This window comes from Rhizobium ruizarguesonis, assembly GCF_012349115.1.
GTDB lineage: Bacteria > Pseudomonadota > Alphaproteobacteria > Rhizobiales > Rhizobiaceae > Rhizobium > Rhizobium ruizarguesonis.
Genome location: NZ_PQIG01000013.1, coordinates 41,644 through 64,579, shown reverse-complemented (window position 1 = coordinate 64,579; position 22,936 = coordinate 41,644). Strand labels below are relative to the sequence as shown.

Here is a 22,936-nt window from a genome sequence, read left to right as displayed (position 1 = left end):
ACAATATCGGCCTGGCGATGTCGGAGCATCCCCGGCGGTTGTATTTTTAGTAGAATTTAGAACGCTTAATGCCTGCGCCCTACATTTGCAGAATGTCGGACACCAGCACCTCGGTCACGGTGTCATTCGGAAAATATGTCCCGCGCGGTATTTCGCCGCTTCGAGCTTCTCCCTTATGGCTCAACCGCCGCGTCCCTGATTTGCGGCGGTATCAGAGGTTCGCGATCCACGGCCAAGAAGCTGCCAGCCTTGCCATCAACGCCGCTTAGGCTTAGCTGTCACGCTTCACGATTCCGGACATTCGATGCCGCACAAGGTTTCTCTTTCCCGTCTGAAGCTGACAGACTTCCGCAACTATGCGGCAGCGGCCCTTACCCTTGACGGTCGGCACGCCGTGCTGACGGGAGACAACGGCGCCGGCAAGACCAATCTCATGGAGGCCGTCTCGCTGCTTTCGCCTGGCCGCGGTCTGCGTCGCGCGGCCTATGGCGACATTACCCGCGTCGGCGCGGCCGGCGGGTTTTCGATCTTCGCCGTGCTCGATGGCATGGAGGGCGACGTCGAGATCGGCACCGGCATCGAAACCAGCGAGGAGACCACCGCCCGCAGGCTGCGCATCAATGGCACAACGGCAAAGACTGCCGACGAACTGACCGACCATCTGCGCCTTCTCTGGCTGACACCGGCGATGGACGGCCTGTTTACCGGTGCCTCCTCCGACCGGCGCCGCTTTCTCGACCGGCTGGTGCTGTCGCTCGATCCCGCCCATGGCCGCCGCGCCAGCGATTTCGAGCGCGCCATGCGCAGCCGCAACAAATTGCTGGACGAAGGCCGCTTCGATCCCTCCTGGCTTGCCGGCATCGAGGAGCAGATGGCAAGCCTCGGCATCGCCATGGCGCTCGCCCGGCAGGAGATGCTCGGCCTGCTGACTCGGCTGATCGAGGAAACACGGGAGAGCTCGCCCTTCCCTTCGGCATCGCTGCAGCTCTCGGGATTCATGGACGGTCAGTTCTCGCGCCCCTCGGTGGACCTCGAAGATGACTACGCGGCGATGCTGGCAGAGAGCCGCTACCGCGATGCCGGAGCCGGGCGCACGCTCGAGGGGCCGCACCGGGCCGATCTCATCGTGCATCACCGCGAAAAGGCGATGGAGGCGGAGCGTTGCTCCACCGGCGAGCAGAAAGCGCTGCTTGTCGGCCTGGTGCTTGCGCATGCGCGGCTCGTCGGCAATCTCACCGGCCATGCGCCGATCCTGCTGCTCGACGAGATCGCAGCGCATCTAGACGAGGGCCGCCGCGCCGCGCTATTCGACCTCATCGACGGGCTCGGCGGCCAGGCCTTCATGACAGGAACGGATCGGGCGATGTTTTCAGCACTCGGCGACAGGGCGCAGTTTTTCACGGTTGCCGACGGAAGGGTGTTCGAATGACGGAGGCGGCTTTTCCCGGCGTCGGGCGTCATGATAACATCGGCGCCATGGAACCGCTCAGCCCGGAAGAAATCGCGCGCTATCACCGCCACATCCTGCTTCCCGAGATCGGCGGCGCCGGCCAGCAGAAACTGAAAGCCGCCCGCGTGCTGGTGATCGGCGCCGGCGGCCTCGGTGCACCGGTCCTGCAATATCTGGCCGCTGCCGGCGTCGGCACGCTCGGTATCGTCGACGACGACCGGGTGTCGCTGTCGAACCTGCAGCGCCAGGTGATCCACGATTCCGGCACGATCGGCGAGCTGAAGACCGAGAGTGCCGCCTTCGCCATCGCCAGGCTCAATCCGCATGTCCAACTGATCCGCTTCGAGGAACGCTTTTCGCCGGAGGCCGCCCGCCGTCAGCTCTCGGGTTTCGATCTTCTGATCGACGGATCGGACAATTTCGACACGCGTTATGCCGCCGCCGATGCGGCTGATGAAGCGCGCATCCCGCTCGTCAGCGGCGCCGTCGGGCGTTTCGATGGTTCGCTGACGGTTCTCAAGCCCTATGAGACAGCTGAGGATGGAACGGCCAACCCTGGATATCGCGACCTGTTTCCGGAAGCGCCGCCGGCGGGGCTGATTCCCGCCTGCGCCGAGGCCGGCATCATCGGCGCACTCACAGGCGTCATCGGCACGATGATGGCGATGGAGGCGATCAAGCTCATCACCGGCACCGGCGAACCGCTGGTCGGACGGTTGCTGCTCTACGACGCGCTCTCGGCCCGCTTCGACACCATCCGCTACAAACGACGCCACACGACACAAAGACAGGCCGGATGACGATTATTCGTCTTGATCAGACTTTCACGCGCTGGGACGAACTGCTGGCTCTGATCCTCGCCTCCTTCGCCTCGATGAACGGCAGGATCGATCCGCAATCTTCGGCGCTCAAGCTGACGACGGAGTCGCTGGCCGAAAAGTCCAGAGCCGAGATCGGCCATGTCGCCATCGACGGCGAAAGCTGATCGGCTGCCTCTTCCTGCGGCCGGAGACCGATTGTCTCTATGTCGGCAAGCTCGCCGTTCTGCCTGAGGCGCAGGGCAAGGGCCTCGGCAAGCGGCTGCTGGCGATTGCCGAGGAAACGGCCGCAGCGCTCGGTCTTCCCGCTTTGCGGCTGGAAACGCGGATCGAGCTCACCGACAATCACGCCGTCTTTGCCGCCTGGGGATTTTCCAGAACCGCCGAAAAGGCGCATCCCGGCTTTGCCAGGACGACATTCGTCGAGATGCGCAAGGTCCTTGCGCCTCCGATCTGCGTCGCCTGATTTACAGCGTTCTTCAACGGCCCGGCAGCACGCGATTCGGCGGCCTGTGACCGTCGATGAAGGTGCGGATGTTGATGATGACCTTGTCGCCCATGTCGATGCGGCCTTCGATCGTCGCCGAGCTCATATGCGGCAGCAGCACGACCTTGCCCTCATTGGCGAGCTTGACCAGCTTCGGGTTGACGGCGGGCTCGTTTTCGAAGACGTCGAGGCCGGCACCGGCAATCCGTCCCTCCCTCAGGCACTTGATCAGCGCAGCTTCGTCGACCACGTCGCCGCGTGCGGTGTTGACGAGATAGGCTGTCGGCTGCAGCAGCGCCAGACGGCGGGCCGAGATCAGGTGGAAGGTCGCCGGCGTCGACGGACAATTGATCGAAACGATGTCAACGCGGGCGAGCATCTGGTCGAGGCTTTCCCAATAGGTCGCCTCCAGTTCGTCCTCAACGGCCGGATTGACGCGCTTGCGATTGTGATAGTGGATCGACAGGCCGAAAGCCTTGGCGCGGCGGGCGACCGCCGTGCCGATGCGGCCCATGCCGACGATGCCGATGCGCTTGCCGTGAATGCGCCGGCCGAGCATCCAGGTGGGAGACCAGCCTGCCCATTCACCCGGCTTGTCGGTCAGCACGCGCGCACCTTCGCCGAGCCTTCTCGGAACTGAGAGAATCAGCGCCATGGTCATATCGGCGGTGTCCTCAGTCAGGACGTTCGGCGTGTTGGTGACGGTAATGCCCTTGCGCGCAGCCGCCTCGACGTCGATGTGATCGGTGCCGTTGGAGAAGCTCGCAATCAGCTTCATCTGCGGTCCCGCCTGCTCGATCAGCGCCGCGTCGATACGATCGGTGACGGTCGGCACCAGCACGTCGGCGGTCTTGACCGCGGCGATAAGCTCAGGAACGGAACGCGGCGCGTCGTCGATGTTCAGCTCTGCGTCGAAGAGTTCGCGCATGCGGGTTTCGACGGCATCCGGCAGCTTGCGGGTGATGTAGACCTTCGGTTTTTTCTTCGCTGTCATGGCTGCCTGTGGTGCCTTGTTCAGAGGTCTTTAACCAAGAGGGGTGATAATTTTCCCATTCCGGGCATTTTCTACCAGACCCGCACGCGAAGACAAACAAAACTCGCGGTGCAGCCGGGGGAATGTCAGAGCCCGGACCGCGAGCAGGCCAAGCCTGCCGCGTATTCGAGCAAACGGAAACTTCCATGCGCAGCAAAGTCCTGAAGTCCTGCCTCGCCCTTGCCATCGCTCTGGCTGCATCCGTGGGAAGCGTCGAATTCGCCCATGCGCAGGCAGCCAAGGGGCCGAGCGGACTGCCATTGCCGCGTTTCGTCACGCTGAAATCCAAGCGCGTCAATCTGCGCATCGGTCCGGGAACGGATTACGCCGTTTCGTGGATGTACCTGAAATCCGGCCTGCCGGTGGAGATCATCCAGGAATACGACAACTGGCGCCGTATCCGCGATGCCGACGGCACCGAAGGTTGGGTCAACCAGTCGCTGCTATCAGGCCAGCGCGCGGCGATTGCCGCCCCGTGGATGAAGACCAAGGGCAAAGGCGTCTATGTCAATCTGCGCCGCGAGGCGCAGCCCTCCGCCTCGATCGTTGCCAAGCTGGAACCCGGCGTGATGATCACCATTGGCGAATGCAACGGCGACTGGTGCCGCGCCGAAACCGACGGCGCCTCGGGCTGGGTGGCGCAGTCGGAGATCTGGGGCGCCTATCCCGGCGAAGCCTTCAAATAAGCCCTGCCCGTTTGGCGGCCTCGGAAAGCGAGGTCATTGGGCGCGGGCCGATCTGCTGGATGACGATGCCGGCGGCCAGGCAGCCAAGCTTGCCGCAATCCTCGAGAGACCGCCCCTGCGTGTAGCCGTAGAGGAAGCCGGAGGCGAAGAGATCGCCGGCACCCGTCGTATCCACAACTTCCTTGATCCGGATCGCATCGACGTAAAAACGCTCACGGCCCGTCAGGATGACGGCACCATTCTCGCTCATCGTCACGGCGGCGATCTTGCAATCGGCGGCGATCCTGTTCAACGCCTCCTCGAAATCGTCGGTCTCGTAGAGCGACAGCGCTTCCTGGCGATTGGCGAAGACGATATCGACCTTGCCGGAGCGCATCAGATCGAGGAATTCGCCGCGATAGCGGTCGACGCAGAAGCTGTCGGACAGCGTCATCGACACTTCGCGGCCGTTTTCATGGGCGATGCGGGCACAATCGAGGATGGCTTCCTTGGCGCGCGGCGGATCCCAGAGATAACCTTCGAAATAAGTGACCTTGGCGTCAGCCACGACGTCGGTCTCGACGTCTTCCGGGCCGAGCTCGACGCAAGCGCCGAGATAGGTGTTCATCGAGCGCTCGCCATCCTCGGTGACGAAGATCATCGAACGTGCCGTCGGCGGGAAGGTGCCCTTGGGCCGGGTCTGGTAGTGGACGCCCTGGGCGCGGATGTCGTGCGCGAAGATATCACCGAGCTGATCTTGGGCAACATTGCCGAAATAGGCAGCGTTGCCGCCGAGATTAGCCACGCCCGCCGCCGTATTGCCGGCGCTGCCGCCGGAGGCTTCGAGCGCCGGTCCCATGCGCGAATACAAGAGTTCGGCGCGTTCGGCATCGATGAGGTTCATCGCCGCCTTGGTGATCTGGTTGTCAATGAGGAACTGGTCGTCGCAACGGGCAATGATGTCCACGATTGCGTTGCCGACTGTCAGAACATCGAATCTTGTCATGAAATGGGGGGTCCCGGAGTTTGTGATAGCCGGGGTTTGGTCTTAGCGAAATTTCCGCGGTTTGGAAGGATAAATGGTGGATGGCGCATCTATTTCTTCGCAAAAGTGCCGCCTATTCGTCATGTCCCTGTCATTTTCAAAATCTAGAAATCTTCGCAAGAAGACCGGCATGAGCAGCTTTCAGTTGCAGCCGGGCGCACGAGGGATGATCCCTTCGATCTTACCGGCGCGATGCTGACCACGGATGAACTGGCAGCTTCGTGATCCGGGTTTCCGGCAAGACCGGAGCGGAAAAAGCGGGCTGTGCCCGCTTTTTTTTGTTTTGCCGATGCGCCTGATTGGACGGCGATTGCCTTTTCAATCCAAGCCGTTTGCTGCTACTGCATAATTCCTTAAATCGGAATCGATTTAAGGATAAAATTATGCAGCAATTCAAAGTGCTACAGCGTCCTTTGCGCGTCTGAAAAGACGCGCGGCGCTGTAGACGTCGAATACTCCCCCGCGCAGAGCAGCCTCCCCTATGTCAGCCATCATTCTCGACGTCCTTCCCATCTTCATCCTGATTCTCATCGGCTGGGTGATCGTCCGCAGCGGGTTGATGGCGTCGAATGTCGGCGAAGCGCTCAGCGAATTCGTCTTCAAGATCGCCGTGCCGCTTCTGCTTTTCCGCACCATTGCCGAGGCGGATTTTCATGGCGCCTCGCCTTTTCGCCTCTGGATCGTCTATTTTTCCGGCGTTGCCATCACCTGGACTGCGGGCCATATCGCCGCCACACGCCTCTTCGGCCGCGACGAACGAATCGGCGTGCTGGCCGGCGTTTCCTCGGCCTTCGCCAACAATATCTTCATCGGTCTGCCGCTCGTCGAGCGGACCGTCGGCGACGAGGGGCTGGTGGCGCTGTCGATCCTACTTGCCGTGCATCTGCCCGTGATGATGGTCGCCGGCACGGTCCTGATGGAGCATGCCGAGCGCAAGATCGCCGGCAAAAGCGATCGCAGCATGGTGCTCGTGCTTCGCCAGATCGCTGTCAATCTCGTGCGCAACCCGCTGGTGATCGGGCTTGCGGCCGGCATGGCGATGCACCTTTCCGGTCTCGCCATGCCGACGACGGTGGCAACGGTCGTCGGGCAGATCGCAGGCATTGCCGGTCCGGCGGCGCTGATATCGCTCGGCATGGCGCTGGAGAGATACGGCATCTCCGGCAATCTCGGTATTGCCAGCGTCACTTCGACCTTGAAGCTGCTGCTGCTGCCCGGCTGCGTCTGGGCAGCGAGCCATCTCCTCGGTCTCAGCCCCGAGTGGACGGCAGCGATCGTGCTGACTTCCTCCGTTCCGACAGGCGTCAATGCCTGGCTGATCGCCAATCGCTTCGGCGTCGGTCACAGCCTCGCCGCCTCGACGATCACGGTGACGACGGCGCTCGGCGCCATCACGGTCTCGCTCTGGGCCTATTTCCTCGGTGCTTGAGCTGATATCCGCACAACGAAAAGCCCGGCTTGCAGGCCGGGCTTCGATGTCATGCGATTGTCTGCCGCGTCACTGCGTCGCGGTGTTCGGATCCGGCAGCGGCACAGGCGAATCGGCAAGCGTGTGCAGGTAGAGGATGACGTTGGCGCGATCCTGATCCTTCGCCAGACCGGCGAAGCCCATGGCAGTGCCCGGAACGTCCTTCTTCGGCGCCATCAGGAACTTGTTGAGATATTCGAAAGTCCACTTCTCGCTGCTGCCCTTGGAGAAATCCTTCATGGCAGCGGAATAGGCGAAGCCTTCATGCGAGGCGATCGGGCGATCTACGACACCAAAGAGGTTGGGACCGACCTTGTTCGGTCCCCCTTTGGTGCCGTCATGACAGGCCTGACACTTCTTGAAGACCGTTTCACCGGCCTTGGCATCTGCAGAAGCGAGCAATTGCGCGATCGGAACGGCAACGGCAGGCGCAGCCTCGCCACCAGCGGCGGGCGCCTCTTCGGCAACGATCGCGAAACCTTCCTTTTCCGGTGCTTCGGAATGGAAGATCCCTTCGGACGCGATGGAGACAGACATCAGAACGAAAATCGTTCCGAGCAGCGCCCCCACGGCCGTATTGACGTATGAATTCATCTGCAATGCTCCCCTTGCAGCCGGCAGACCATAAACCGGACCATCTTGAAATCGCGCGGAACCTATGTCTTTTGGTTGATCGTTGCAACTGTCTAAATGGTCTTGTGCGTGAGACTTTTTGACACTTTTCAGCCCGGAATAGAAGGCCCGAACAATGAGTGATTCAAATTTAGACGGCGTGCTCGTATTGATCCCGGCGCGCATGGCCTCCACACGGCTTCCGGGCAAGCCGCTGGCCGATATTTGCGGTCTGCCGATGATCGTCCAGGTGGCGCTGCGCGCCAGGGAGGCAGCCATCGGCCGCGTCGTCGTCGCCGTCGACGACGCCCGAGTATTCGATGCGGTGGCCGCCGCCGGTTTCGAAGTCGTCATGACCCGCACGGACCACCAATCGGGTTCCGATCGGATCTTTGAGGCGCTGACGAAAGTCGATCCGGACGGAAAGGCGAAAATCATCGTCAACGTCCAGGGCGATCTGCCGACGATCGATCCGGAAACGGTGCGCGCGGCGTTGCGCCCTCTCGAGAACGAGGCGGTCGATATCGGGACGCTGACGACCGAAATCGACAATGAGGAGGACAAGACCGCGCCGCATATCGTCAAGATCGTCGGCTCGCCGATTTCCGACACCCGGCTGCATGCGCTCTACTTCACGCGGGCAACGGCCCCTTACGGCCAAGGGCCGCTCTACCACCATATCGGCCTTTATGCCTATCGGCGCGCCGCGCTCGAACGTTTCGTCTCGCTCGGTCCTTCGACGCTCGAAAAGCGCGAATCGCTGGAGCAGCTGCGGGCGCTGGAGGCCGGCATGCGCATCGACGCCGAGATCGTTGACACGGTTCCGCTCGGTGTCGATACTCCCGCCGACCTCGAAAAAGCGCGGCGCATCCTCTCCGCAAAGTCGAACTGACGGAACCATCATGAACATCAAGACCAACAGGATCGCCTTCCAGGGCGAATTCGGCGCCAATTCCGACATGGCCAGCCGCGACATGTTTCCGACCATGGAGCCGCTGCCCTGCCAGACCTTCGAGGATGCGTTCACGGCAGTCGACAACGGCGATGCCGATATCGGGATGATCCCGATCGAGAACACGATCGCCGGGCGCGTCGCCGATATCCACCATCTGCTGCCGGAGTCGCGGCTGCACATCATCGGCGAATATTTCATGCCGATCCGCTTCCAGCTGATGGTACTGCCCGGTGTTACCAAGGACGAGATCCGCACGGTCCACAGCCATATCCACGCGCTCGGCCAGTGCCGCAAGATTGTTCGCGCCAATGGCTGGAAACCGGTGATCGCCGGCGATACCGCAGGGGCGGCAAAGCTCGTGCAGGAAACCGGCGACCGCTCGATGGCCGCCTTGGCGCCCCGCCTTGCCGCCGATCTCTACGGGCTCGAGATCATCGCCGAAAATGTCGAGGATACGGAAAACAATGTGACCCGTTTCGTCGTTCTGTCCCGCGACGAGGAATGGGCGCAACGGAATTCGGCGGAAGAAAAGGTCGTCACCACCTTCGTCTTCAACGTCCGCAACATTCCGGCCGCGCTCTACAAGGCGCTCGGCGGTTTTGCCACCAACAACATCAACATGACGAAGCTCGAAAGCTACCAGCTCGGCGGAAAATTCGTGGCGACGCAGTTTTACGCCGATATCGAAGGCCATCCGAACGATCCGAACGTGCGCCGGGCATTGGAGGAACTGCGGTTCTTTTCCGAGAAAGTGCGCATCCTCGGCGTCTACAAGGGGCATGCGATGCGAGGCCTGCTTTAAACAGGCCTTGCGAGGCCTTAAATTATTTATCCGGCTCACAGACACGCAGCCGATGCCCATCCGGATCGAGCACGACGAAGGTCGGGCCGAAATCCAGTTCGGTCAGTTCCTGGGCGATCGGCAGGCCGCGCTGGCGCCAGTCTTCGTAGTGCCTGGCGACAGCATTTTCTCCCTCGACCATGAAGGCCACTTCGCCGCGATTGCCGATGGCGGAGGGCTGCGGTTCGACCTTGCTGCGCCGCCAGAGACCGAGCGTGAAGCCGCCCTCAAGCGGAAAAGCGACGAAATTCGGCGCCTCCACGGCCGGTTCGCGATTGAGCAGGTTCCGATAGAAGCTGGCGCTTTCACCTGGGTCCTTGACGTAAAGAATAATGAGATTAGGGCTGGTCATTTCGGTTCTCCCGTTGTTGTAGAATGGGGCCGCGAGGGATCACCTGCTGACAATAAATGGCAGCAGAGTGCAGAGGGCGCAGCGATCGCAACGCCCCCGTTCTCGTCGGGTGGAATGTTGATAAGGCTAGGGTGGTCTAAAGCGTCGCGATCTTTCAGATTCGCTCCTGGCGCTTTAGGTCTTTGTTTTTACGCATGTCGTTGTCGCAAAACCGCGGCACACTTTTGCGCGACATGCTTTAGAGCGGGAAACGGTCCTCGCAATGCGGGTCGCGTCCATCCATGAAGCCAAGGTCGCGCTTCAGGTAGTCCGGGGTTGTTTCAAGGTCGAGGCTGGTGCGCTCTCCCCTGCGAAATCGGAAAACGTTCATTAACAAGTCCAGCAGGCCGGAGCGCGCTGACTGGCGGACATCGGCAAAAGTCTCGGCCGAAATGACATCGGCAAAGGACTCGGCAGCAAAACGGTCGTTCGCGAAATGAATGGCTGGAGGCGTTACCATGATCAGTACTCCTTTCCTGTTGGATTGGTACTGATAATAACCCCTCCTGCTGACAGTTTATGGCAGCAGCGTTCAGCTCTCGATCGGCACGTCCTGCGTCTCGCGCCATTCCTTGAGGAGCACCGTGCGGCGGCGCGGATAGCGCCCCTCATGCAACGCCATGTCGATGATGCGGTCGGTGCGGAAATGGCGAAAATCCTGGCGCAGTTCGCACCAGGCCATGAGGACGCGCACATGCTCATAATAGCCGAGCCCGAAAGGCCAGACGCGGCGGCGCGAGATACGGCCCTGCTCGTCGCCATAATGCAGTTCGAGGATACGCTCCAGGCGGATCGCCCTGCGGATGGCCGAGACGTCAGCCTTGTCCTCGTCCCTGCGTTTAGGGCCGACGAAAAGCGCTGCCGAATCGATCATCTCGCGCATATCGGCCGGCAGCACGGCGGCAATCTTGGCCAGTGCATCGGCGCCGGCGCCGGCAAGGCGCGGCTCGGCGGCGCGGGCCACCCAGCGCGAGCCGAGCACCAATGCCTCCAGCTCTTCTTCGGAAAACATCATCGGCGGCAGCATGAAGCCGGGCTTCAGCACGTAGCCGATGCCGGCTTCGCCTTCGATCATCGCGCCCTGGGCCTGCAGGCTGGCAATATCGCGATAGAGCGTGCGCAGGCTCACCCCGGTCTCTTGTGCCAGCACCGTGCCAGTCACCGGTCGCCGGTAACGCCGGAGCGTCTGGAGCAGCGTCAGCAGCCGTTCCGAGCGGGCGACCGGCATGGTGCTACCGCTTCCACTCCACCCAGTCGCGCATCAGGCGGTGGGCGATCGCCCCTTTCGGCGGCGAGGCCTTGCCTGTCGCGCTCGGGCGTTCCAGCATCTCGATCGTTTCCTCGCGGGTGAACCAGCGGCAATCTTCCAGCTCGGTCTCGTCGCGGCTGATTTCGGTGGATTTCGCCTCGGCGTAACAGCCGATCATCAGGGAATGCGGCATCGGCCAGGGCTGCGAGGCATGGTAGCGGATGCGGCCGGTGCGGATGCCCGATTCCTCCAGCGTTTCCCGGCGCACGGCGTTCTCGATGGTCTCGCCGGGTTCGAGGAAGCCGGCAAGACAGGAATACATACCGGGCGTGAAATGCGGACTGCGGCCAAGCAGGCAGAGATCGCGCTGCTCGTCAACCGTCAGCATGATGACGACGGGGTCGGTGCGGGGGAAGATCACGTGCTCGCAGGCGGCGCAGACGCGCTTGTAGCCGCCGATGTGGATCTCCATCGCCGAGCCGCAGCGGCCGCAGAAGCGGTTGTCACCGTTCCAGCGGATGAGGCTCGCGGCCTGGGCGAATTCGCCGAGCAACACCTCGTCGATCAGCATTTCGCGAAACAGCGTGCGGCCGTCGGCAGGCTTGTACTGGCTGGTGAGGTCGTCGACATCGATGCCGACGGGAACGGCAAGGCGCGGCTCGCCGGTCTTGCGGTAGCCGAGAAGCACCGTTGCATCCCAATCCGGCTGCAATCCCTGCAGCTCATAGCGGGCAAAGAGCGGGTCGAGCACCTGGCCGTCATGCTTCAGCACCAGCTTATCCCCCGCGAAGGCAAAGATATGGGTGCCTTCCTTGGCCAGCGCCTTTTCGACGGATTGTTCGTCGCGATGCTCGGAATCGCGGTTGAGGTCGTTGGCGGCAAAGGCCGTGAGATTGCTGGGTTCCGGATGCGGCACATCCGAATCGAAAAGCGAATGACTCATGATGAAAGGGCTTCCCGCAGCTTCGCTATAAATTCGTCTCTCTTTCCGTCTTCGTAGGGTTCCGCGCGCCCGAAGCCCCAGACGGGACCCGGCCAATTGGCATCGCCTTCGAAGCGGGCAATGACATGAACATGAAGCTGGCGGACGATATTGCCAAGAGCCCCGACATTGATTTTTGTCGCGCCGGTGATCTCCTTCAGCGCCTTGGCGACCAGCTCCGTCTCGAAGGCAAGCAGCACCTGGTCGAGCGGCGTCAGCTCGAAGATTTCGGTGATGTCAGCCCGGCGCGGCACGAGAATGAGCCAGGGCCAGCGGGCGTCCCTCGACAATCTCAGGTCACAGAGACCGGTGACCATGATGCTGACGCTGTCGTTTTCCAGCCGGGGATCGAGCGCGAAACCTTTCAAAGGGCATTCTCCTCATGTTTTCCAACGACTAGCAGTTTTTTCGCATGTTGGCTTGCTTTTGATGACGATATTGCCGATATGTGCATCCGGGAGGTTGGTGGTGGACGAGCCACTCGCCAACCGGGTCAGGTCCGGAAGGAAGCAGCCCTAACGAGCCCGGCACGGGTCATCGTGCCAGCCTCCCACCTTCTCTCCACGAAGTGCCCGATAGCCGGGCGACAAGCAGGGCGATGAGCGACACCGAGCGACAATCAAAAGATGCCGCCTCGACGGGCACCGGATACCGAGTGCTGGCTCGCAAATACCGCCCCAAGGATTTCACGGACCTGATGGTCGGCCAGGAGCCGATGGTCCGCACCCTCACCAACGCCTTCGAGACCGGTCGCATCGCCCAAGCCTACATGCTGACCGGCGTGCGCGGCGTCGGCAAGACGACGACGGCGCGCATCCTGGCGCGGGCGCTGAACTACAAGACATCAGAAATCGACAAGCCGACGATCGACCTTCGCACGCCGGGCGAGCACTGCCAGGCAATCATGGAAGGCCGGCATGTCGACGTGATCGAGATGGATGCCGCTTCCCATACCGGTATCGACGATATCCGCGAGATCATCGAGCAGGTGCGCTACCGGCCGGTTTCGGCGCGCTACAAGGTCTATATCATCGACGAAGTGCATATGCTGTCGACGCAGGCCTTCAACGGCCTGTTAAAGACGCTGGAAGAGCCGCCGGAGCATGTGAAGTTCATCTTCGCCACCACCGAGATCCGCAAGGTACCGATCACCGTGCTGTCGCGCTGCCAGCGTTTCGACCTGCGCCGCATAAGCGCCTCCGATCTCGTTGGGCTGTTCACGACGATCGCGGCCAAGGAAGGCATCGAGGCGGAAGCCGACGCGCTGGCGATGATCGCGCGTGCTGCCGAAGGCTCGGCGCGCGACGGCCTGTCGCTGCTCGACCAGGCGATCGCCCATGGCGCGGGCGTCGTGCAGGCGGAAGCCGTGCGCAGCATGCTCGGCCTTGCCGATCGCGCCCGGATCGTCGATCTCTTCCAGCATATCGTCAAGGGCGATGTGGCCGCCGCACTCGGCGAGTTCCAGAACCAATACGAAGCTGGCGCCAATCCGGTGGTAGTGCTGACCGATCTTGCCGATTTCACCCACCTGGTGACGCGGCTGAAATATGTGCCGGATGCGGCCAACGACCCTTCGCTCAGCGAGGTCGAGCGCACCAAAGCGGCGGAATTTGCCAAGGGCGTTGCGGTGACGACGCTGTCGCGGATCTGGCAGATGCTGCTCAAGGGCATTCCGGAAACGGAAGGCTCGTCACGGACGGCAGGGGCCGCCGAGATGGTGCTGATCCGGCTTGCACATGCCGCCCATCTGCCGGCGCCCGAGGATGCGGCGCGGCGACTTGCCGAATTTTCCGGCGACAATGCCGGCCCGCGGCCCGCGGCTCCGCCGTCCGGCAATGGCGGCGGCAACGGGACACGGGTCTCCTATCAGAATAGTGTCGTGGCGCGCGCCGCGGAAACTGCGCCGAGCCAACCTCCGTCTTCCGCGCCGGTGGCGATGCTGCGTGCCGTGCCGAGCAGCCAGCCCGAGACGATGTCTGTCGGGCGGATCGAGCCAAAACCGGCGGAAGCATTAAAGCCGCTCGTCCCGGTCAATTCGGTCAATGATATCGTCAACCTCGCCACCGAGAAACGCGATCCGAAGCTGAAGGCGATGGTGCGCACCTTCCTGCGCCCGGTCCGGATCGAAGCCGGCCGGCTCGACGTCAGCCTGGCTCCCGGTGCGCCGACGACGCTGCTCAACGAGCTTGCCGTCAAGCTGAAGGAATGGACCGGCATCCACTGGATCGTCAGCCTCAGCCGCGACGAGGGCCAGCCGACGCTTGTCGAAGCGGAGGCCAGGATGCGGGAACAGCATGTGATCGACGCGCGCCAGGACCCTGACGTGGCGGCAATCCTTGCGCATTTCCCCGGTGCTAAGATCATCGACGTGCGCGTACGGGCGCCCGAACCGGAGGAAGAAGGCGAGGCGACGCCGCCGGCCGCCGCCGAATCCGAGGAAGGTGACATCCTGCCGGGCGACGATATAGAATTCTAAGTTTCAACAAGGAGCGAGACGATGCGCGACATCATGGGCATGATGGGCAAAGTCAAGGAAATGCAGGCCAAGATGGAGCAGATGCAGGCGGAGATCGCCGAGCTCACGGCCGAAGGCAAAGCGGGCGGCGGTCTCGTCGCCGTCGTCATCTCGGGCAAGGGCGAGCTGAAGAGCCTGAAGATCGATCCGTCGCTGTTCAAGGAAGACGATGTCGAGATCCTCGAGGACCTCATCGTCGCCGCCCACAAGGACGCCAAGGACAAGGCCGAGGCGCTGGCCGCCGAAAAGACCAAGGCGCTGACGGCAGGCCTGCCGATCCCACCGGGCTTCAAGCTGCCGTTCTGATCTATACGCCACGTATGTCCAGTGGTCAGTGCGCGGCTTCTAACATCGCCCGCAGCTTGTAGTGGATCGGTGAGGCGAGGTATCGCGCCCGGTCAACCTGCGAAAGCCGTCGGCCGAAAGTTTCCATTAGCTCCGGCATTGTCACCTTCTCTCCCGCAAAGGGTTGATGGTCGACCGGCATTCCCGCCTCAACCACGCCATTGCGGATGACGCGGCAATAAATCCCAGGACGGGCGGCGGCGGTGTAGCGCTTGACGAATCTCGGATCGGCCATCCTGGCGGCGAAGGTGGCGCAGGGAATGCGGCAGGAGGTGACTTCGAGGATCAGATCGCCGACGACAAAGCGATCTCCGACGGCGGCGTCGCGATTGTCGAGATCTGATATCACCATGTTCTCGCCGAAAGTACCGGCCTCGTAGGGTCGGCCCAGCTCCTGCGCCCACCAGTCGAGCGTCAGCGATCCCTCCATATAAACAGCCTGGTCGACGCCGCCATGGTGTTTGCGGTTGCAGATCGCATCGCCGACTAGACCTTCGGCATCGATCATCACGGCGCCATTGACGGCATGTTTGAAGATGCCGGTCTTGTAGCTCTTGCCGGGCAGTCTTTCGGGATTGCCGGTGCACAAGGCCAGGATTTTCATGGGATGGCCGATCCTTCCGCGATTCCGTTTCCGTTCCATATCAGTTAAGAACGGCGCATGGCAAAACGAGTCACCGGCCCCGAAATCGAAAAACTCATCCAGCTTCTGGCAAAGGTGCCGGGCCTTGGGCCGCGCTCGGCGCGCCGGGCGGCACTGCATCTGATCAAGAAGAAGGACCAGCTGCTCGGCCCGCTGTCGAATGCGATGGGCGAGGCCTATGACAAGGTGAAGATCTGCTCGCGCTGCGGCAATGTCGATACGGTCGATCCCTGCATTGTCTGCACCGACACCCAACGCGATCAATCCGTCATCATCGTCGTCGAGGACGTCTCGGATCTCTGGGCGCTGGAGCGGGCGGGCGCGATGAACGCCGCCTATCACGTGCTCGGCGGCACGCTGTCGCCGCTCGACGGGGTCGGTCCTGACGATCTCAACATTCGCGGCCTGATCGACCGGGTCGGCGAAGGCGGCATCCGGGAACTGATCATCGCGGTCAACGCCACGGTCGAGGGACAGACGACGGCGCACTATATCACCGATCAGTTGCAGGGGCTCGACGTGAAGATCACGCGGCTGGCGCACGGCGTGCCTGTTGGTGGTGAGCTCGACTATCTCGACGAGGGCACGCTTGCGGCGGCACTTCGGGCGCGGACTGTGATATAGGGAGGCTTGCGTATGTTGCACCACACCCCCCTCTGCCCTGCCGGGCATCTCCCCCACAAGGGGGGAGATCACAAGTGGCGTTGGTTTCCGGCTTCATTGTCAGCTTGCCGCGCAGAAACGTCGATTGTCGGCGGAAAGCTCCGCGCCCCGCCGATCTCCCCACCTGTGGGGGAGATGCCCGGCAGGGCAGAGGGGGGTGTTCCACGGCGGCTGCGGATATTCGCACTCGCGTTGGCGGCAGCTCTCCTGCCCCTCTCCTGTTACGCGGCCCCTTCGAAAGCCGATGTCGAGGCGCAGTTCGAAAAATGGGTGCAGAGCGACCTCTGGCCGGAGGCGAAGGCGAACGGCATTTCGGAGAAGGTCTTTCAGGCCGCTTTCTCCGGCATCACGCTGAACTGGAACTTGCCCGATCTCGCTCCGCCGGGCTTCCCGCCGCCGAAGGAGCAGAAGCAGACGCAGGCCGAATTTTCCTCACCCGCTCCCTATTTCAACGAGGACCAGCTGAAGAAGCTTGCCGCAACGGGACGCGGCTTTGCCGCCCAATATGGCTCGACGCTGAAGCGGATCGAAAAGACCTATGGCGTGCCGGGCTCGATCGTGCTTGCCATCTGGGGCCGAGAGACGGGCTTCGGCGCCGCGAAGATCCCGAATTCGGCGATCGAGGTGCTGGCGACCAAGGCCTTCATGTCGACGCGCAAGGAGATGTTCCGCACCGAGCTGGTGGCCGCACTCCATATTCTCGACGGCGGCGACGTTACACCTGCCAACTTCAAGGGTTCGTGGGCGGGCGCACTCGGCCAGCCGCAATTCATGCCGACGAGCTATCTAAAATATGCCGTGGATTTCGATGGCGACGGTCACCGCAATATCTGGACCTCGGTGCCCGATACGCTCGCCTCGATCGCCAATTACCTTGTCAAGAAAGGCTGGCAGCGCGGCCGCGACTGGGGTTTCGAGGTGTCGATACCGGAGGCGGTCTCCTGCGCGCAGGAAGGACCCGATCTGGCAAAGCCGCTGTCGCACTGGGCCTCGCTCGGCATCGACCGCATCTCCGGCAAGGGCTTTCCCTCCGGCGAGATGAAGGCTGAGGGCATGATGCTGGTTCCGGCCGGCCGCGACGGACCGGAATTCATCGTCACGCCGAATTTCTACGTCATCAAGGAATACAATAATTCCGATCTCTACGCGCTCTATATCGGCAACCTCGCCGACCGGATCGCCTATAATGGCGGCGCCTTCCAGGGTGGATGGGGCGATGTCGGCAAGATGCTGCGCTCGGATGTCGCCGCCATGCAGAAGGCGCTGGAACGGCAGGGCTATGATGTCGGCGGCTCCGACGGCCTGCCGGGCTACAAGACCCGGCGTTCGATCGGCCAGTGGCAGGCAAAGAACGGCATGAAGCCGACATGTTTTCCCGAGGCCACGATGAAGGGCAAGCTGAAGTAACCGGCTTCAGAGGTTGCGTTTCAAACCTTCATGGCTGGCGACGAAACCGAGCCTCTCGTAGAAGCGGATCACGTCCCCCCGCGTCTTGTCCGATGTCAGCTGCACCAGGCCGCAACCGCGCTCGGCACATTGGGCGATCGCCCATTCGATGAATTCAGAGCCGAGGCCAGAACCGCGAAGATCACTTGCGACACGCACGCTTTCGATCTGGCCGCGCCACATGCCCGTCCTCGAAAGACCGGGAACAAAACTCAGCTGCAGGCAGCCGACGACCAGATCGGCCGCATCGCTTGCGACGGCCAGAAGCTGATTGGCGTCCGCCTCAATCGCCGCAAAGGCCGAGAGATAACGCGCGTCGACAGGATCCGAAACGATCTCCCTGCTGGCGCCAAGATCATCATCGGCCAGAAGCCGGATGATGGCGGCAAGATCGGATTGGCGGGCGAGCCTGAATCTATACATTTTTGATCTCTGCTAGCTAGTCTCAATGATGCAGATCGATCGGCGCCTTGTGGAAGACGTCGTCACCCGGCGGAATGGCCTGGCGTTCGATCATGCGGTGGACATGCAGCGGACCTTCACCGCGGTGAAGCGCACGCAGCCTGTCGGTGTTTTCGGCATCGGCCTGCGTGCGCCGCTGGTTGTGCCTTATGTATTCGACCCAGGTCGGCGTGTGGTAGGTTTCCGTCCAAAGGCTGGGATTTTCGAGATCACGCATCAGCGCCCAGTTGCGGGCGCCGTCGCGGATGCGGATACGGCGGCGTTCACCCATCAGCTCCATGAACTCGGCAAGGTCCTCATCGGCGATCTCGTAATCGACCTGGATGACGATCGGCCCGCTGCGCGGTGTGATGTCGAGACTGAGGGCCGGTTCGGTGAAGCGGTTCAGCGGGTCGAGATTGAGCGAGGCGAAGGCCGGCATCGAAAAACGCAGGCCGATGGCGATGCCGAGCAGCATGACGACGGATGACATCAGCAGCGCATCGGCAACGCCATAGCGATCGGCGGCGACGCCCCACAGCCAGCTGCCGCCGGCAATGCCGCCGAAGGTGACTGTCTGATAAAGCGACAGCGCCCGGCCAACCACCCAGCGCGGCGTCGAAAGCTGGACGATGGTGTTGAACAACGAAAGTGCGGAGACCCAGCAGGCGCCGGAAACGAGCAGCCCGGCAGAGGTGAGGACGGCACTCTGGCTGAAGGCTGCGATGACCGCACTCAGTGCAAAGCCGGCAAAGGAGAAGCGGATGATCATCTCGCTGGAAAGCACCTGGCGAAGCCTGGCATTCAGCACCGCACCGCCAATCGCGCCGATGCCGAAGGCGCCGAGCATGAAACCATAGGTCAGCGGGCCGCCGGCAACGAGATCGAGGGCGACCACCGGCAGCAGCGCCAGGATCGAGCTGGCGCCGATGCCGAAGAGCAGTCCCCTGACAAGGACCTTTTCGAGATTGGGCGACATCGAGACATAACGCAGGCCGGCAAAGATGGCGCTGCCGAGCGCCTCGCGCGGCAGGGTCGAGACGGGCGCGGCTGGCCGCCAGCGCAGCAGGGCATAGATCAAGGCGAGGTAACTCAGCGTGTTCACCGCAAAGGCCGCGGCCGCGCCGGCAGCGGCGACGATGACGCCGCCGATTGCCGGGCCGACGCTGCGGGTGATGTTGAAACCCATGCTGTTCAGCGTGACCGCAGCCGGCAGATCGGCGCGCGGCACCATGTCGCCGACCGAGGCCTGCCAGGAGGGATTGTTGAGCGCGGTGCCGCAGCCGATCAGGAAGGTGAAGAAGAGCAGCAGCCAGGGCGTGATCCAGCCGAGAAGGGCGGAGGCCGTCAGCAGCGCCGAGACCGTGAGCATCATGCACTGCGCCGTCAGCATGACCCGGCGGCGGTCATAATTGTCGGCCAGAGCGCCCGATATCAGCGAAAACAACATGATCGGCAGCGCCGTCGAGGTCTGCACCAGCGCGACCATGTCCTCCGAGGCGGTGATCGTCGTCATCATCCAGGCGGCGCCGACCGCCTGGATCAGGCCGCCGAAATTCGAAGAAAGGCTCGCAAACCAGATGGTGCGGTAGGTATCGTGCCGCAAAGGCGCCAATGTCGACGAAGTGTAGGCCACGATTTCTCCCGCTTTTGTTATTGCGCGCCAACGGCAATATATGCGCAAGACCGGCGCTGGCCATAGGCCTCATCACGTCGCCGGAAGCGAATTGGCCGAATCGGTCGCAGACCTTGCAATTTCGGAAAAACCCGACTATATGCCTCTCAAATTCTTGATCGCTTGATGAAGAGTGGGCCGCAAGGACCCGCTCTTTTTTATTACCGCGATCGCTTAAACAGCATGAAATTGCGAGGAGCGCACCGCTTGTCGGACATGACAAACGCAGACAACGAACTTGAGCCGCGGCTGATTACCGAAACCGGGCTCGACCAGCGTCTTGCCGATATCATCGAACCCGTTCTCGTCGGCATCGGCTTTAGGCTTATCCGCGTCCGGATGCTGAACCAGAACGGCGCGACGATGCAGGTTATGGCCGAACGCAACGACGGCACGATGTCGGTTCAGGATTGCGAAGAAGTCTCGATGGCGATTTCTCCCGTCCTCGATGTGGAAGATCCGATCGATAAAGAGTATCATCTGGAAGTGTCTTCGCCCGGCATCGACCGTCCGATGGTGCGGAAATCCGATTTCGTCCGCTGGCAGGGCCACCTTGTGAAATGCGAGACGTCGATCTTGATCGACAATCGCAAGCGCTTCCGCGGCAAGATCGTCGAAGCAGGCGCAGATGGTTTCACGCTTGAGCGTGACCAGGTTGCCTATGGGGAAGAGCAGAAGGTCACCATTCCCTTCACGGCGCTTAGCGATGCGAAGCTCATTCTGACCGACGACCTGATCCGCGATGCGTTGCGCGCCGACAAGCTGGCGAAAGCCCAGGCCGCCAACCAGAACGACGCAGAAGACGAAGAATAACCGATCAACAGACCGCTCTAGGGACGGGAACCCTGGAGTAAAGACGGAGAAACAAGACAATGGCAGTCAGTGCGAACCGGCTCGAACTTCTGCAGATCGCAGATGCAGTGGCGCGCGAAAAAGTCATCGACCGCGAGATCGTGCTGGCCGCAATGGCCGATGCCATCCAGAAGGCGGCACGCTCCCGTTACGGCACCGAGTCCAACATCCGGGCCGACATCAATCCGAAGACCGGCGAAATCCGTCTGCAGCGCCTGCTCGAAGTCGTCGACAAGGCCGAGGATTATTCGACGCAGATCCCGCTGGAACTTGCCCGCGACCGCAACCCGGACGCCGCCCTCGGCGACTTCATCGCCGATCCGCTGCCGCCGATGGATTTCGGCCGTATCGCCGCACAGTCGGCCAAGCAGGTGATCGTCCAGAAGGTCCGCGAAGCGGAGCGTGACCGCCAGTTCGACGAATTCAAGGATCGCGTCGGCGAAATCGTCAACGGTACCGTCAAGCGCGTCGAATACGGGAACGTCATTGTCGATCTCGGCCGTGGCGAAGGCATCATCCGCCGCGACGAAATGATCCCGCGCGAAAACGTCCGCTATGGCGATCGCGTCCGTGCATACGTCTATGATGTCCGTCGCGAGCAGCGCGGCCCGCAGATCTTCCTGTCGCGCACGCATCCGCAATTCATGGTGAAACTCTTCACCATGGAAGTGCCGGAGATTTACGACGGCATCATCCAGGTGAAGTCGGTCGCCCGCGATCCGGGTTCGCGCGCCAAGATTGCGGTGATCTCGAACGACAGCTCGATCGATCCGGTCGGCGCCTGCGTCGGTATGCGCGGCTCGCGCGTTCAGGCCGTCGTCGGCGAGCTCCAGGGCGAGAAGATCGACATCATTCCGTGGTCGCAGGACCCGGCGACCTTCGTCGTCAATGCCCTGCAGCCGGCCGAAGTCGCCAAGGTCGTTCTCGACGAGGATGCCGAGCGTATCGAAGTCGTCGTTCCCGACGAGCAGCTGTCGCTTGCGATCGGCCGTCGCGGCCAGAACGTCCGCCTCGCCTCGCAGCTGACCGGCTGGGATATCGACATCATGACGGAGGCCGAGGAATCGGAACGCCGCCAGAAGGAATTCAACGAGCGCACCAACCTGTTCATGGATTCGCTCGATGTCGACGAGATGGTCGGCCAGGTTCTGGCTTCGGAAGGTTTTGCCGCGGTTGAAGAACTGGCTTATGTCGATCTCGACGAAATCTCTTCGATCGACGGTTTCGACGAGGAGACGGCGCAGGAAATCCAGCAGCGCGCCCGCGAATTCCTCGAGCGTCTCGAAGCCGAGATGGACGAGAAGCGCAAGGCGCTCGGTGTCCAGGACGAACTGCGTGAAATCAACGGCATGACCGCCCAGATGATGGTGGCGCTCGGCGAAGACGGCATCAAGTCGATCGAGGACTTTGCCGGCTGCGCTGCCGACGATCTCGTCGGCTGGTCGGAACGCAAGAACGGCGAAACGAAGAAGTTCGAGGGCCTGTTCTCGAAGTTCGACGTCTCACGCGTCGAAGCAGAACAGATGATCGTCCAAGCCCGCCTTTCGGCTGGCTGGATCACGCAAGAGGACCTGGATAAGGGGACCGAAGAAGAGGTCACCGAAGCCGAACAAGAAGCATGATGACCGCGCATGAACCGGACGCTCCTCTCGAGGACGACGATCTTGCAGGTTATGACGTGAACGGACGCATGTGCATCGTGACGCGCGAAAGCGGATCGCCGGAAGAGCTGATCCGCTTCGTCGCCGCTCCCGATGGAACAGTTGTCGCCGATCTGAAGCGCGAGCTTCCGGGACGCGGATGCTGGGTGAAGATCGACCGGTCGCTGGTCGACAGGGCGGTGGCGAAGAAACTCTTCGCCCGCGCGCTGAAGACGGATGTAAAGGCGGCGGACGATCTCGGCGCGAGTGTCGATCGGCTGCTCGCGGCGCAATTGATGCAGATGATGAACATGGCGCGGAAAGCCGGCCAGTTCGTCAGCGGGTCCTCGAAAGTGGATGCCGCGGTCAGAAGCGGAGCAGCCCTTGCGGTGTTCCACGCGACTGGTGCAGCGGACGACGGCGTCCGGAAAATCGACCAGGCCCGCAAGGCCTGGCACCTCGGAATGGAGACCGAGGAGGAGATACCTTCCTTCCGTCTCTTCTCGGAGAGCGAAATGGAAGGCCTGATGGGCCAGAATGCTTTTATCCATGCCGCAGTGCTTGCAGGGCAGGCGGGTGAAGGTGTAGTGAAGCGCGCAAAGATGCTCGAACAGTACCGTATTGGCGGTCAGTCCCGGGCAGCGGGCGGCGCTGGCCGGCAAAAACAATGAGGCGGTCACCGGCATCGGCCGGTCCCATACTCATTGATCGACAGTATTG

At 62.1% G+C, this 22,936-nt stretch carries 24 protein-coding genes, 1 other RNA gene and 1 pseudogene; 15 read left to right on the top strand and 11 right to left on the bottom strand.

The annotated features are described in order from the left end of the window. The first annotated feature begins 304 nt into the window (after positions 1 to 304). The 3 genes and pseudogenes from recF to C3Y91_RS02750 all read left to right on the top strand — a co-directional run bounded on the left by recF (position 305) and on the right by C3Y91_RS02750 (position 2,734). Positions 305 to 1,429 (top strand): DNA replication/repair protein RecF, encoded by a 1,125-nt coding sequence (gene recF, locus C3Y91_RS02760; RefSeq protein WP_130656729.1) that lies wholly within the window; start codon positions 305 to 307, stop codon positions 1,427 to 1,429. Continuing rightward, positions 1,426 to 2,250: a molybdopterin-synthase adenylyltransferase MoeB gene (locus C3Y91_RS02755; protein WP_130656728.1), complete on the top strand. Its 825-nt coding sequence runs from the start codon at positions 1,426 to 1,428 to the stop codon at positions 2,248 to 2,250. Before recF ends, C3Y91_RS02755 begins: the two co-directional genes overlap by 4 nt. Next, positions 2,247 to 2,734: pseudogene (locus tag C3Y91_RS02750) on the top strand (GNAT family N-acetyltransferase). Before C3Y91_RS02755 ends, C3Y91_RS02750 begins: the two are co-directional and overlap by 4 nt. Before the next feature lie 13 nt (positions 2,735 to 2,747). Here C3Y91_RS02750 and C3Y91_RS02745 read toward each other — a convergent pair. Further along, positions 2,748 to 3,749 carry a 2-hydroxyacid dehydrogenase gene (locus C3Y91_RS02745; protein WP_018070379.1) on the bottom strand — a complete coding sequence of 334 codons (1,002 nt, stop codon included), beginning with the start codon at positions 3,747 to 3,749 and terminating at the stop codon, positions 2,748 to 2,750. 185 nt (positions 3,750 to 3,934) lie between these two features. Here C3Y91_RS02745 and C3Y91_RS02740 point away from each other — a divergent pair, with 185 nt between their 5' ends. Beyond that, complete coding sequence (locus C3Y91_RS02740) at positions 3,935 to 4,474, top strand: SH3 domain-containing protein (RefSeq protein ID WP_024323179.1); 540 nt, start codon at positions 3,935 to 3,937, stop codon at positions 4,472 to 4,474. Here C3Y91_RS02740 and C3Y91_RS02735 read toward each other — a convergent pair. Next, positions 4,467 to 5,459, bottom strand: a complete 993-nt coding sequence (locus C3Y91_RS02735; protein ID WP_018070381.1) for an adenosine kinase — start codon at positions 5,457 to 5,459, stop codon at positions 4,467 to 4,469. The two genes, C3Y91_RS02740 and C3Y91_RS02735, sit on opposite strands and share 8 nt — an antisense overlap. Before the next feature lie 520 nt (positions 5,460 to 5,979). Here C3Y91_RS02735 and C3Y91_RS02730 point away from each other — a divergent pair. Further along, positions 5,980 to 6,927, top strand: a complete 948-nt coding sequence (locus C3Y91_RS02730; RefSeq protein WP_130656727.1) for an AEC family transporter — start codon at positions 5,980 to 5,982, stop codon at positions 6,925 to 6,927. A 69-nt stretch (positions 6,928 to 6,996) separates the two neighbouring features. Here C3Y91_RS02730 and C3Y91_RS02725 read toward each other — a convergent pair whose 3' ends face one another. After that, positions 6,997 to 7,560, bottom strand: coding sequence for a c-type cytochrome (locus C3Y91_RS02725; protein ID WP_018070383.1), 564 nt, complete (start codon positions 7,558 to 7,560; stop codon positions 6,997 to 6,999). Between the two features lie 154 nt (positions 7,561 to 7,714). Here C3Y91_RS02725 and C3Y91_RS02720 point away from each other — a divergent pair, with 154 nt between their 5' ends. After that, entirely contained in the window at positions 7,715 to 8,470 is a 756-nt protein-coding gene (locus C3Y91_RS02720) for a 3-deoxy-manno-octulosonate cytidylyltransferase (RefSeq protein ID WP_024323176.1), read from the top strand. Positions 8,471 to 8,480: 10 nt separating this feature from the next. After that, positions 8,481 to 9,335: a prephenate dehydratase gene (locus tag C3Y91_RS02715; RefSeq protein ID WP_003544355.1), complete on the top strand. Its 855-nt coding sequence runs from the start codon at positions 8,481 to 8,483 to the stop codon at positions 9,333 to 9,335. A gap of 22 nt (positions 9,336 to 9,357) precedes the next feature. Here the strand turns inward: C3Y91_RS02715 and C3Y91_RS02710 are convergent, their stop codons facing one another. The 5 genes from C3Y91_RS02710 to C3Y91_RS02690 form a co-directional block, all read right to left on the bottom strand. Further along, the gene (locus tag C3Y91_RS02710) at positions 9,358 to 9,726 is read right to left on the bottom strand and encodes a VOC family protein (RefSeq protein WP_003555800.1); all 369 of its coding nucleotides are present in this window, start codon (positions 9,724 to 9,726) and stop codon (positions 9,358 to 9,360) included. A gap of 238 nt (positions 9,727 to 9,964) precedes the next feature. Then, positions 9,965 to 10,225 (bottom strand): hypothetical protein, encoded by a 261-nt coding sequence (locus C3Y91_RS02705; protein ID WP_130737998.1) that lies wholly within the window; start codon positions 10,223 to 10,225, stop codon positions 9,965 to 9,967. A 72-nt stretch (positions 10,226 to 10,297) separates the two neighbouring features. After that, positions 10,298 to 10,993, bottom strand: coding sequence for a helix-turn-helix transcriptional regulator (locus C3Y91_RS02700; RefSeq protein ID WP_012759661.1), 696 nt, complete (start codon positions 10,991 to 10,993; stop codon positions 10,298 to 10,300). 4 nt (positions 10,994 to 10,997) lie between these two features. Then, a complete protein-coding gene (gene nudC / locus C3Y91_RS02695; RefSeq protein WP_130770528.1) occupies positions 10,998 to 11,957 on the bottom strand; it encodes an NAD(+) diphosphatase in 960 nt (319 codons plus the stop codon). Then, positions 11,954 to 12,364 carry an HIT domain-containing protein gene (locus C3Y91_RS02690; protein ID WP_012759659.1) on the bottom strand — a complete coding sequence of 137 codons (411 nt, stop codon included), beginning with the start codon at positions 12,362 to 12,364 and terminating at the stop codon, positions 11,954 to 11,956. The genes nudC and C3Y91_RS02690 overlap by 4 nt, the downstream gene beginning before the upstream one ends. An 89-nt stretch (positions 12,365 to 12,453) precedes the next feature. On the opposite strand from C3Y91_RS02690, the gene ffs reads away from it, so the two are divergent. From ffs to C3Y91_RS02675, 3 genes are all read left to right on the top strand, one after another. After that, positions 12,454 to 12,550, top strand: an RNA gene (ffs, locus tag C3Y91_RS02685) — signal recognition particle sRNA small type. A 44-nt stretch (positions 12,551 to 12,594) separates the two neighbouring features. Beyond that, positions 12,595 to 14,472 (top strand): DNA polymerase III subunit gamma/tau, encoded by a 1,878-nt coding sequence (locus tag C3Y91_RS02680; protein WP_168574948.1) that lies wholly within the window; start codon positions 12,595 to 12,597, stop codon positions 14,470 to 14,472. A 21-nt stretch (positions 14,473 to 14,493) separates the two neighbouring features. Beyond that, the gene (locus C3Y91_RS02675) at positions 14,494 to 14,817 is read left to right on the top strand and encodes a YbaB/EbfC family nucleoid-associated protein (protein ID WP_003555794.1); all 324 of its coding nucleotides are present in this window, start codon (positions 14,494 to 14,496) and stop codon (positions 14,815 to 14,817) included. Between the two features lie 25 nt (positions 14,818 to 14,842). On the opposite strand, the gene C3Y91_RS02670 is transcribed toward C3Y91_RS02675, so the two are convergent. Next, positions 14,843 to 15,460: an MOSC domain-containing protein gene (locus tag C3Y91_RS02670; protein WP_174826925.1), complete on the bottom strand. Its 618-nt coding sequence runs from the start codon at positions 15,458 to 15,460 to the stop codon at positions 14,843 to 14,845. 57 nt (positions 15,461 to 15,517) lie between these two features. Between C3Y91_RS02670 and recR the strand changes: the two genes are divergently transcribed. Next, positions 15,518 to 16,123, top strand: coding sequence for a recombination mediator RecR (gene recR / locus C3Y91_RS02665; protein WP_003555792.1), 606 nt, complete (start codon positions 15,518 to 15,520; stop codon positions 16,121 to 16,123). A 174-nt stretch (positions 16,124 to 16,297) separates the two neighbouring features. Further along, positions 16,298 to 17,569 carry a lytic murein transglycosylase gene (locus C3Y91_RS02660; protein ID WP_168574947.1) on the top strand — a complete coding sequence of 424 codons (1,272 nt, stop codon included), beginning with the start codon at positions 16,298 to 16,300 and terminating at the stop codon, positions 17,567 to 17,569. A gap of 6 nt (positions 17,570 to 17,575) precedes the next feature. Here C3Y91_RS02660 and C3Y91_RS02655 read toward each other — a convergent pair whose 3' ends face one another. After that, positions 17,576 to 18,031 carry a GNAT family N-acetyltransferase gene (locus tag C3Y91_RS02655; protein ID WP_130665336.1) on the bottom strand — a complete coding sequence of 152 codons (456 nt, stop codon included), beginning with the start codon at positions 18,029 to 18,031 and terminating at the stop codon, positions 17,576 to 17,578. Between the two features lie 22 nt (positions 18,032 to 18,053). Beyond that, complete coding sequence (locus C3Y91_RS02650; protein WP_174826924.1) at positions 18,054 to 19,733, bottom strand: MFS transporter; 1,680 nt, start codon at positions 19,731 to 19,733, stop codon at positions 18,054 to 18,056. Positions 19,734 to 19,931: 198 nt separating this feature from the next. Between C3Y91_RS02650 and rimP the strand changes: the two genes are divergently transcribed. From rimP to C3Y91_RS02635, 3 genes are read left to right on the top strand one after another with little or no spacing between them, the layout of a single operon-like run. Beyond that, a complete protein-coding gene (gene rimP / locus C3Y91_RS02645; RefSeq protein WP_018070395.1) occupies positions 19,932 to 20,537 on the top strand; it encodes a ribosome maturation factor RimP in 606 nt (201 codons plus the stop codon). Positions 20,538 to 20,596: 59 nt separating this feature from the next. Further along, positions 20,597 to 22,198 (top strand): transcription termination factor NusA, encoded by a 1,602-nt coding sequence (nusA, locus tag C3Y91_RS02640; protein WP_018070396.1) that lies wholly within the window; start codon positions 20,597 to 20,599, stop codon positions 22,196 to 22,198. Then, entirely contained in the window at positions 22,195 to 22,887 is a 693-nt protein-coding gene (locus C3Y91_RS02635) for an RNA-binding protein (protein ID WP_017989926.1), read from the top strand. Before nusA ends, C3Y91_RS02635 begins: the two co-directional genes overlap by 4 nt. Positions 22,888 to 22,936: the final 49 nt, after the last annotated feature.

Bases quoted from the DNA above. Each gene is read 5' to 3' on its own strand.
- recF (WP_130656729.1), top strand. From the start codon at position 305: ATGCCGCACAAGGTTTCTCTTTCCCGTCTGAAGCTGACAGACTTCCGC.
- C3Y91_RS02755 (WP_130656728.1), top strand. From the start codon at position 1,426: ATGACGGAGGCGGCTTTTCCCGGCGTCGGGCGTCATGATAACATCGGC.
- C3Y91_RS02745 (WP_018070379.1), bottom strand. From the start codon at position 3,749: ATGACAGCGAAGAAAAAACCGAAGGTCTACATCACCCGCAAGCTGCCG.
- C3Y91_RS02740 (WP_024323179.1), top strand. From the start codon at position 3,935: ATGCGCAGCAAAGTCCTGAAGTCCTGCCTCGCCCTTGCCATCGCTCTG.
- C3Y91_RS02735 (WP_018070381.1), bottom strand. From the start codon at position 5,459: ATGACAAGATTCGATGTTCTGACAGTCGGCAACGCAATCGTGGACATC.
- C3Y91_RS02730 (WP_130656727.1), top strand. From the start codon at position 5,980: ATGTCAGCCATCATTCTCGACGTCCTTCCCATCTTCATCCTGATTCTC.
- C3Y91_RS02725 (WP_018070383.1), bottom strand. From the start codon at position 7,560: ATGAATTCATACGTCAATACGGCCGTGGGGGCGCTGCTCGGAACGATT.
- C3Y91_RS02720 (WP_024323176.1), top strand. From the start codon at position 7,715: ATGAGTGATTCAAATTTAGACGGCGTGCTCGTATTGATCCCGGCGCGC.
- C3Y91_RS02715 (WP_003544355.1), top strand. From the start codon at position 8,481: ATGAACATCAAGACCAACAGGATCGCCTTCCAGGGCGAATTCGGCGCC.
- C3Y91_RS02710 (WP_003555800.1), bottom strand. From the start codon at position 9,726: ATGACCAGCCCTAATCTCATTATTCTTTACGTCAAGGACCCAGGTGAA.
- C3Y91_RS02705 (WP_130737998.1), bottom strand. From the start codon at position 10,225: ATGGTAACGCCTCCAGCCATTCATTTCGCGAACGACCGTTTTGCTGCC.
- C3Y91_RS02700 (WP_012759661.1), bottom strand. From the start codon at position 10,993: ATGCCGGTCGCCCGCTCGGAACGGCTGCTGACGCTGCTCCAGACGCTC.
- nudC (WP_130770528.1), bottom strand. From the start codon at position 11,957: ATGAGTCATTCGCTTTTCGATTCGGATGTGCCGCATCCGGAACCCAGC.
- C3Y91_RS02680 (WP_168574948.1), top strand. From the start codon at position 12,595: ATGAGCGACACCGAGCGACAATCAAAAGATGCCGCCTCGACGGGCACC.
- C3Y91_RS02675 (WP_003555794.1), top strand. From the start codon at position 14,494: ATGCGCGACATCATGGGCATGATGGGCAAAGTCAAGGAAATGCAGGCC.
- C3Y91_RS02670 (WP_174826925.1), bottom strand. From the start codon at position 15,460: ATGAAAATCCTGGCCTTGTGCACCGGCAATCCCGAAAGACTGCCCGGC.
- recR (WP_003555792.1), top strand. From the start codon at position 15,518: ATGGCAAAACGAGTCACCGGCCCCGAAATCGAAAAACTCATCCAGCTT.
- C3Y91_RS02660 (WP_168574947.1), top strand. From the start codon at position 16,298: ATGCCCGGCAGGGCAGAGGGGGGTGTTCCACGGCGGCTGCGGATATTC.
- C3Y91_RS02655 (WP_130665336.1), bottom strand. From the start codon at position 18,031: ATGTATAGATTCAGGCTCGCCCGCCAATCCGATCTTGCCGCCATCATC.
- nusA (WP_018070396.1), top strand. From the start codon at position 20,597: ATGGCAGTCAGTGCGAACCGGCTCGAACTTCTGCAGATCGCAGATGCA.
- C3Y91_RS02635 (WP_017989926.1), top strand. From the start codon at position 22,195: ATGATGACCGCGCATGAACCGGACGCTCCTCTCGAGGACGACGATCTT.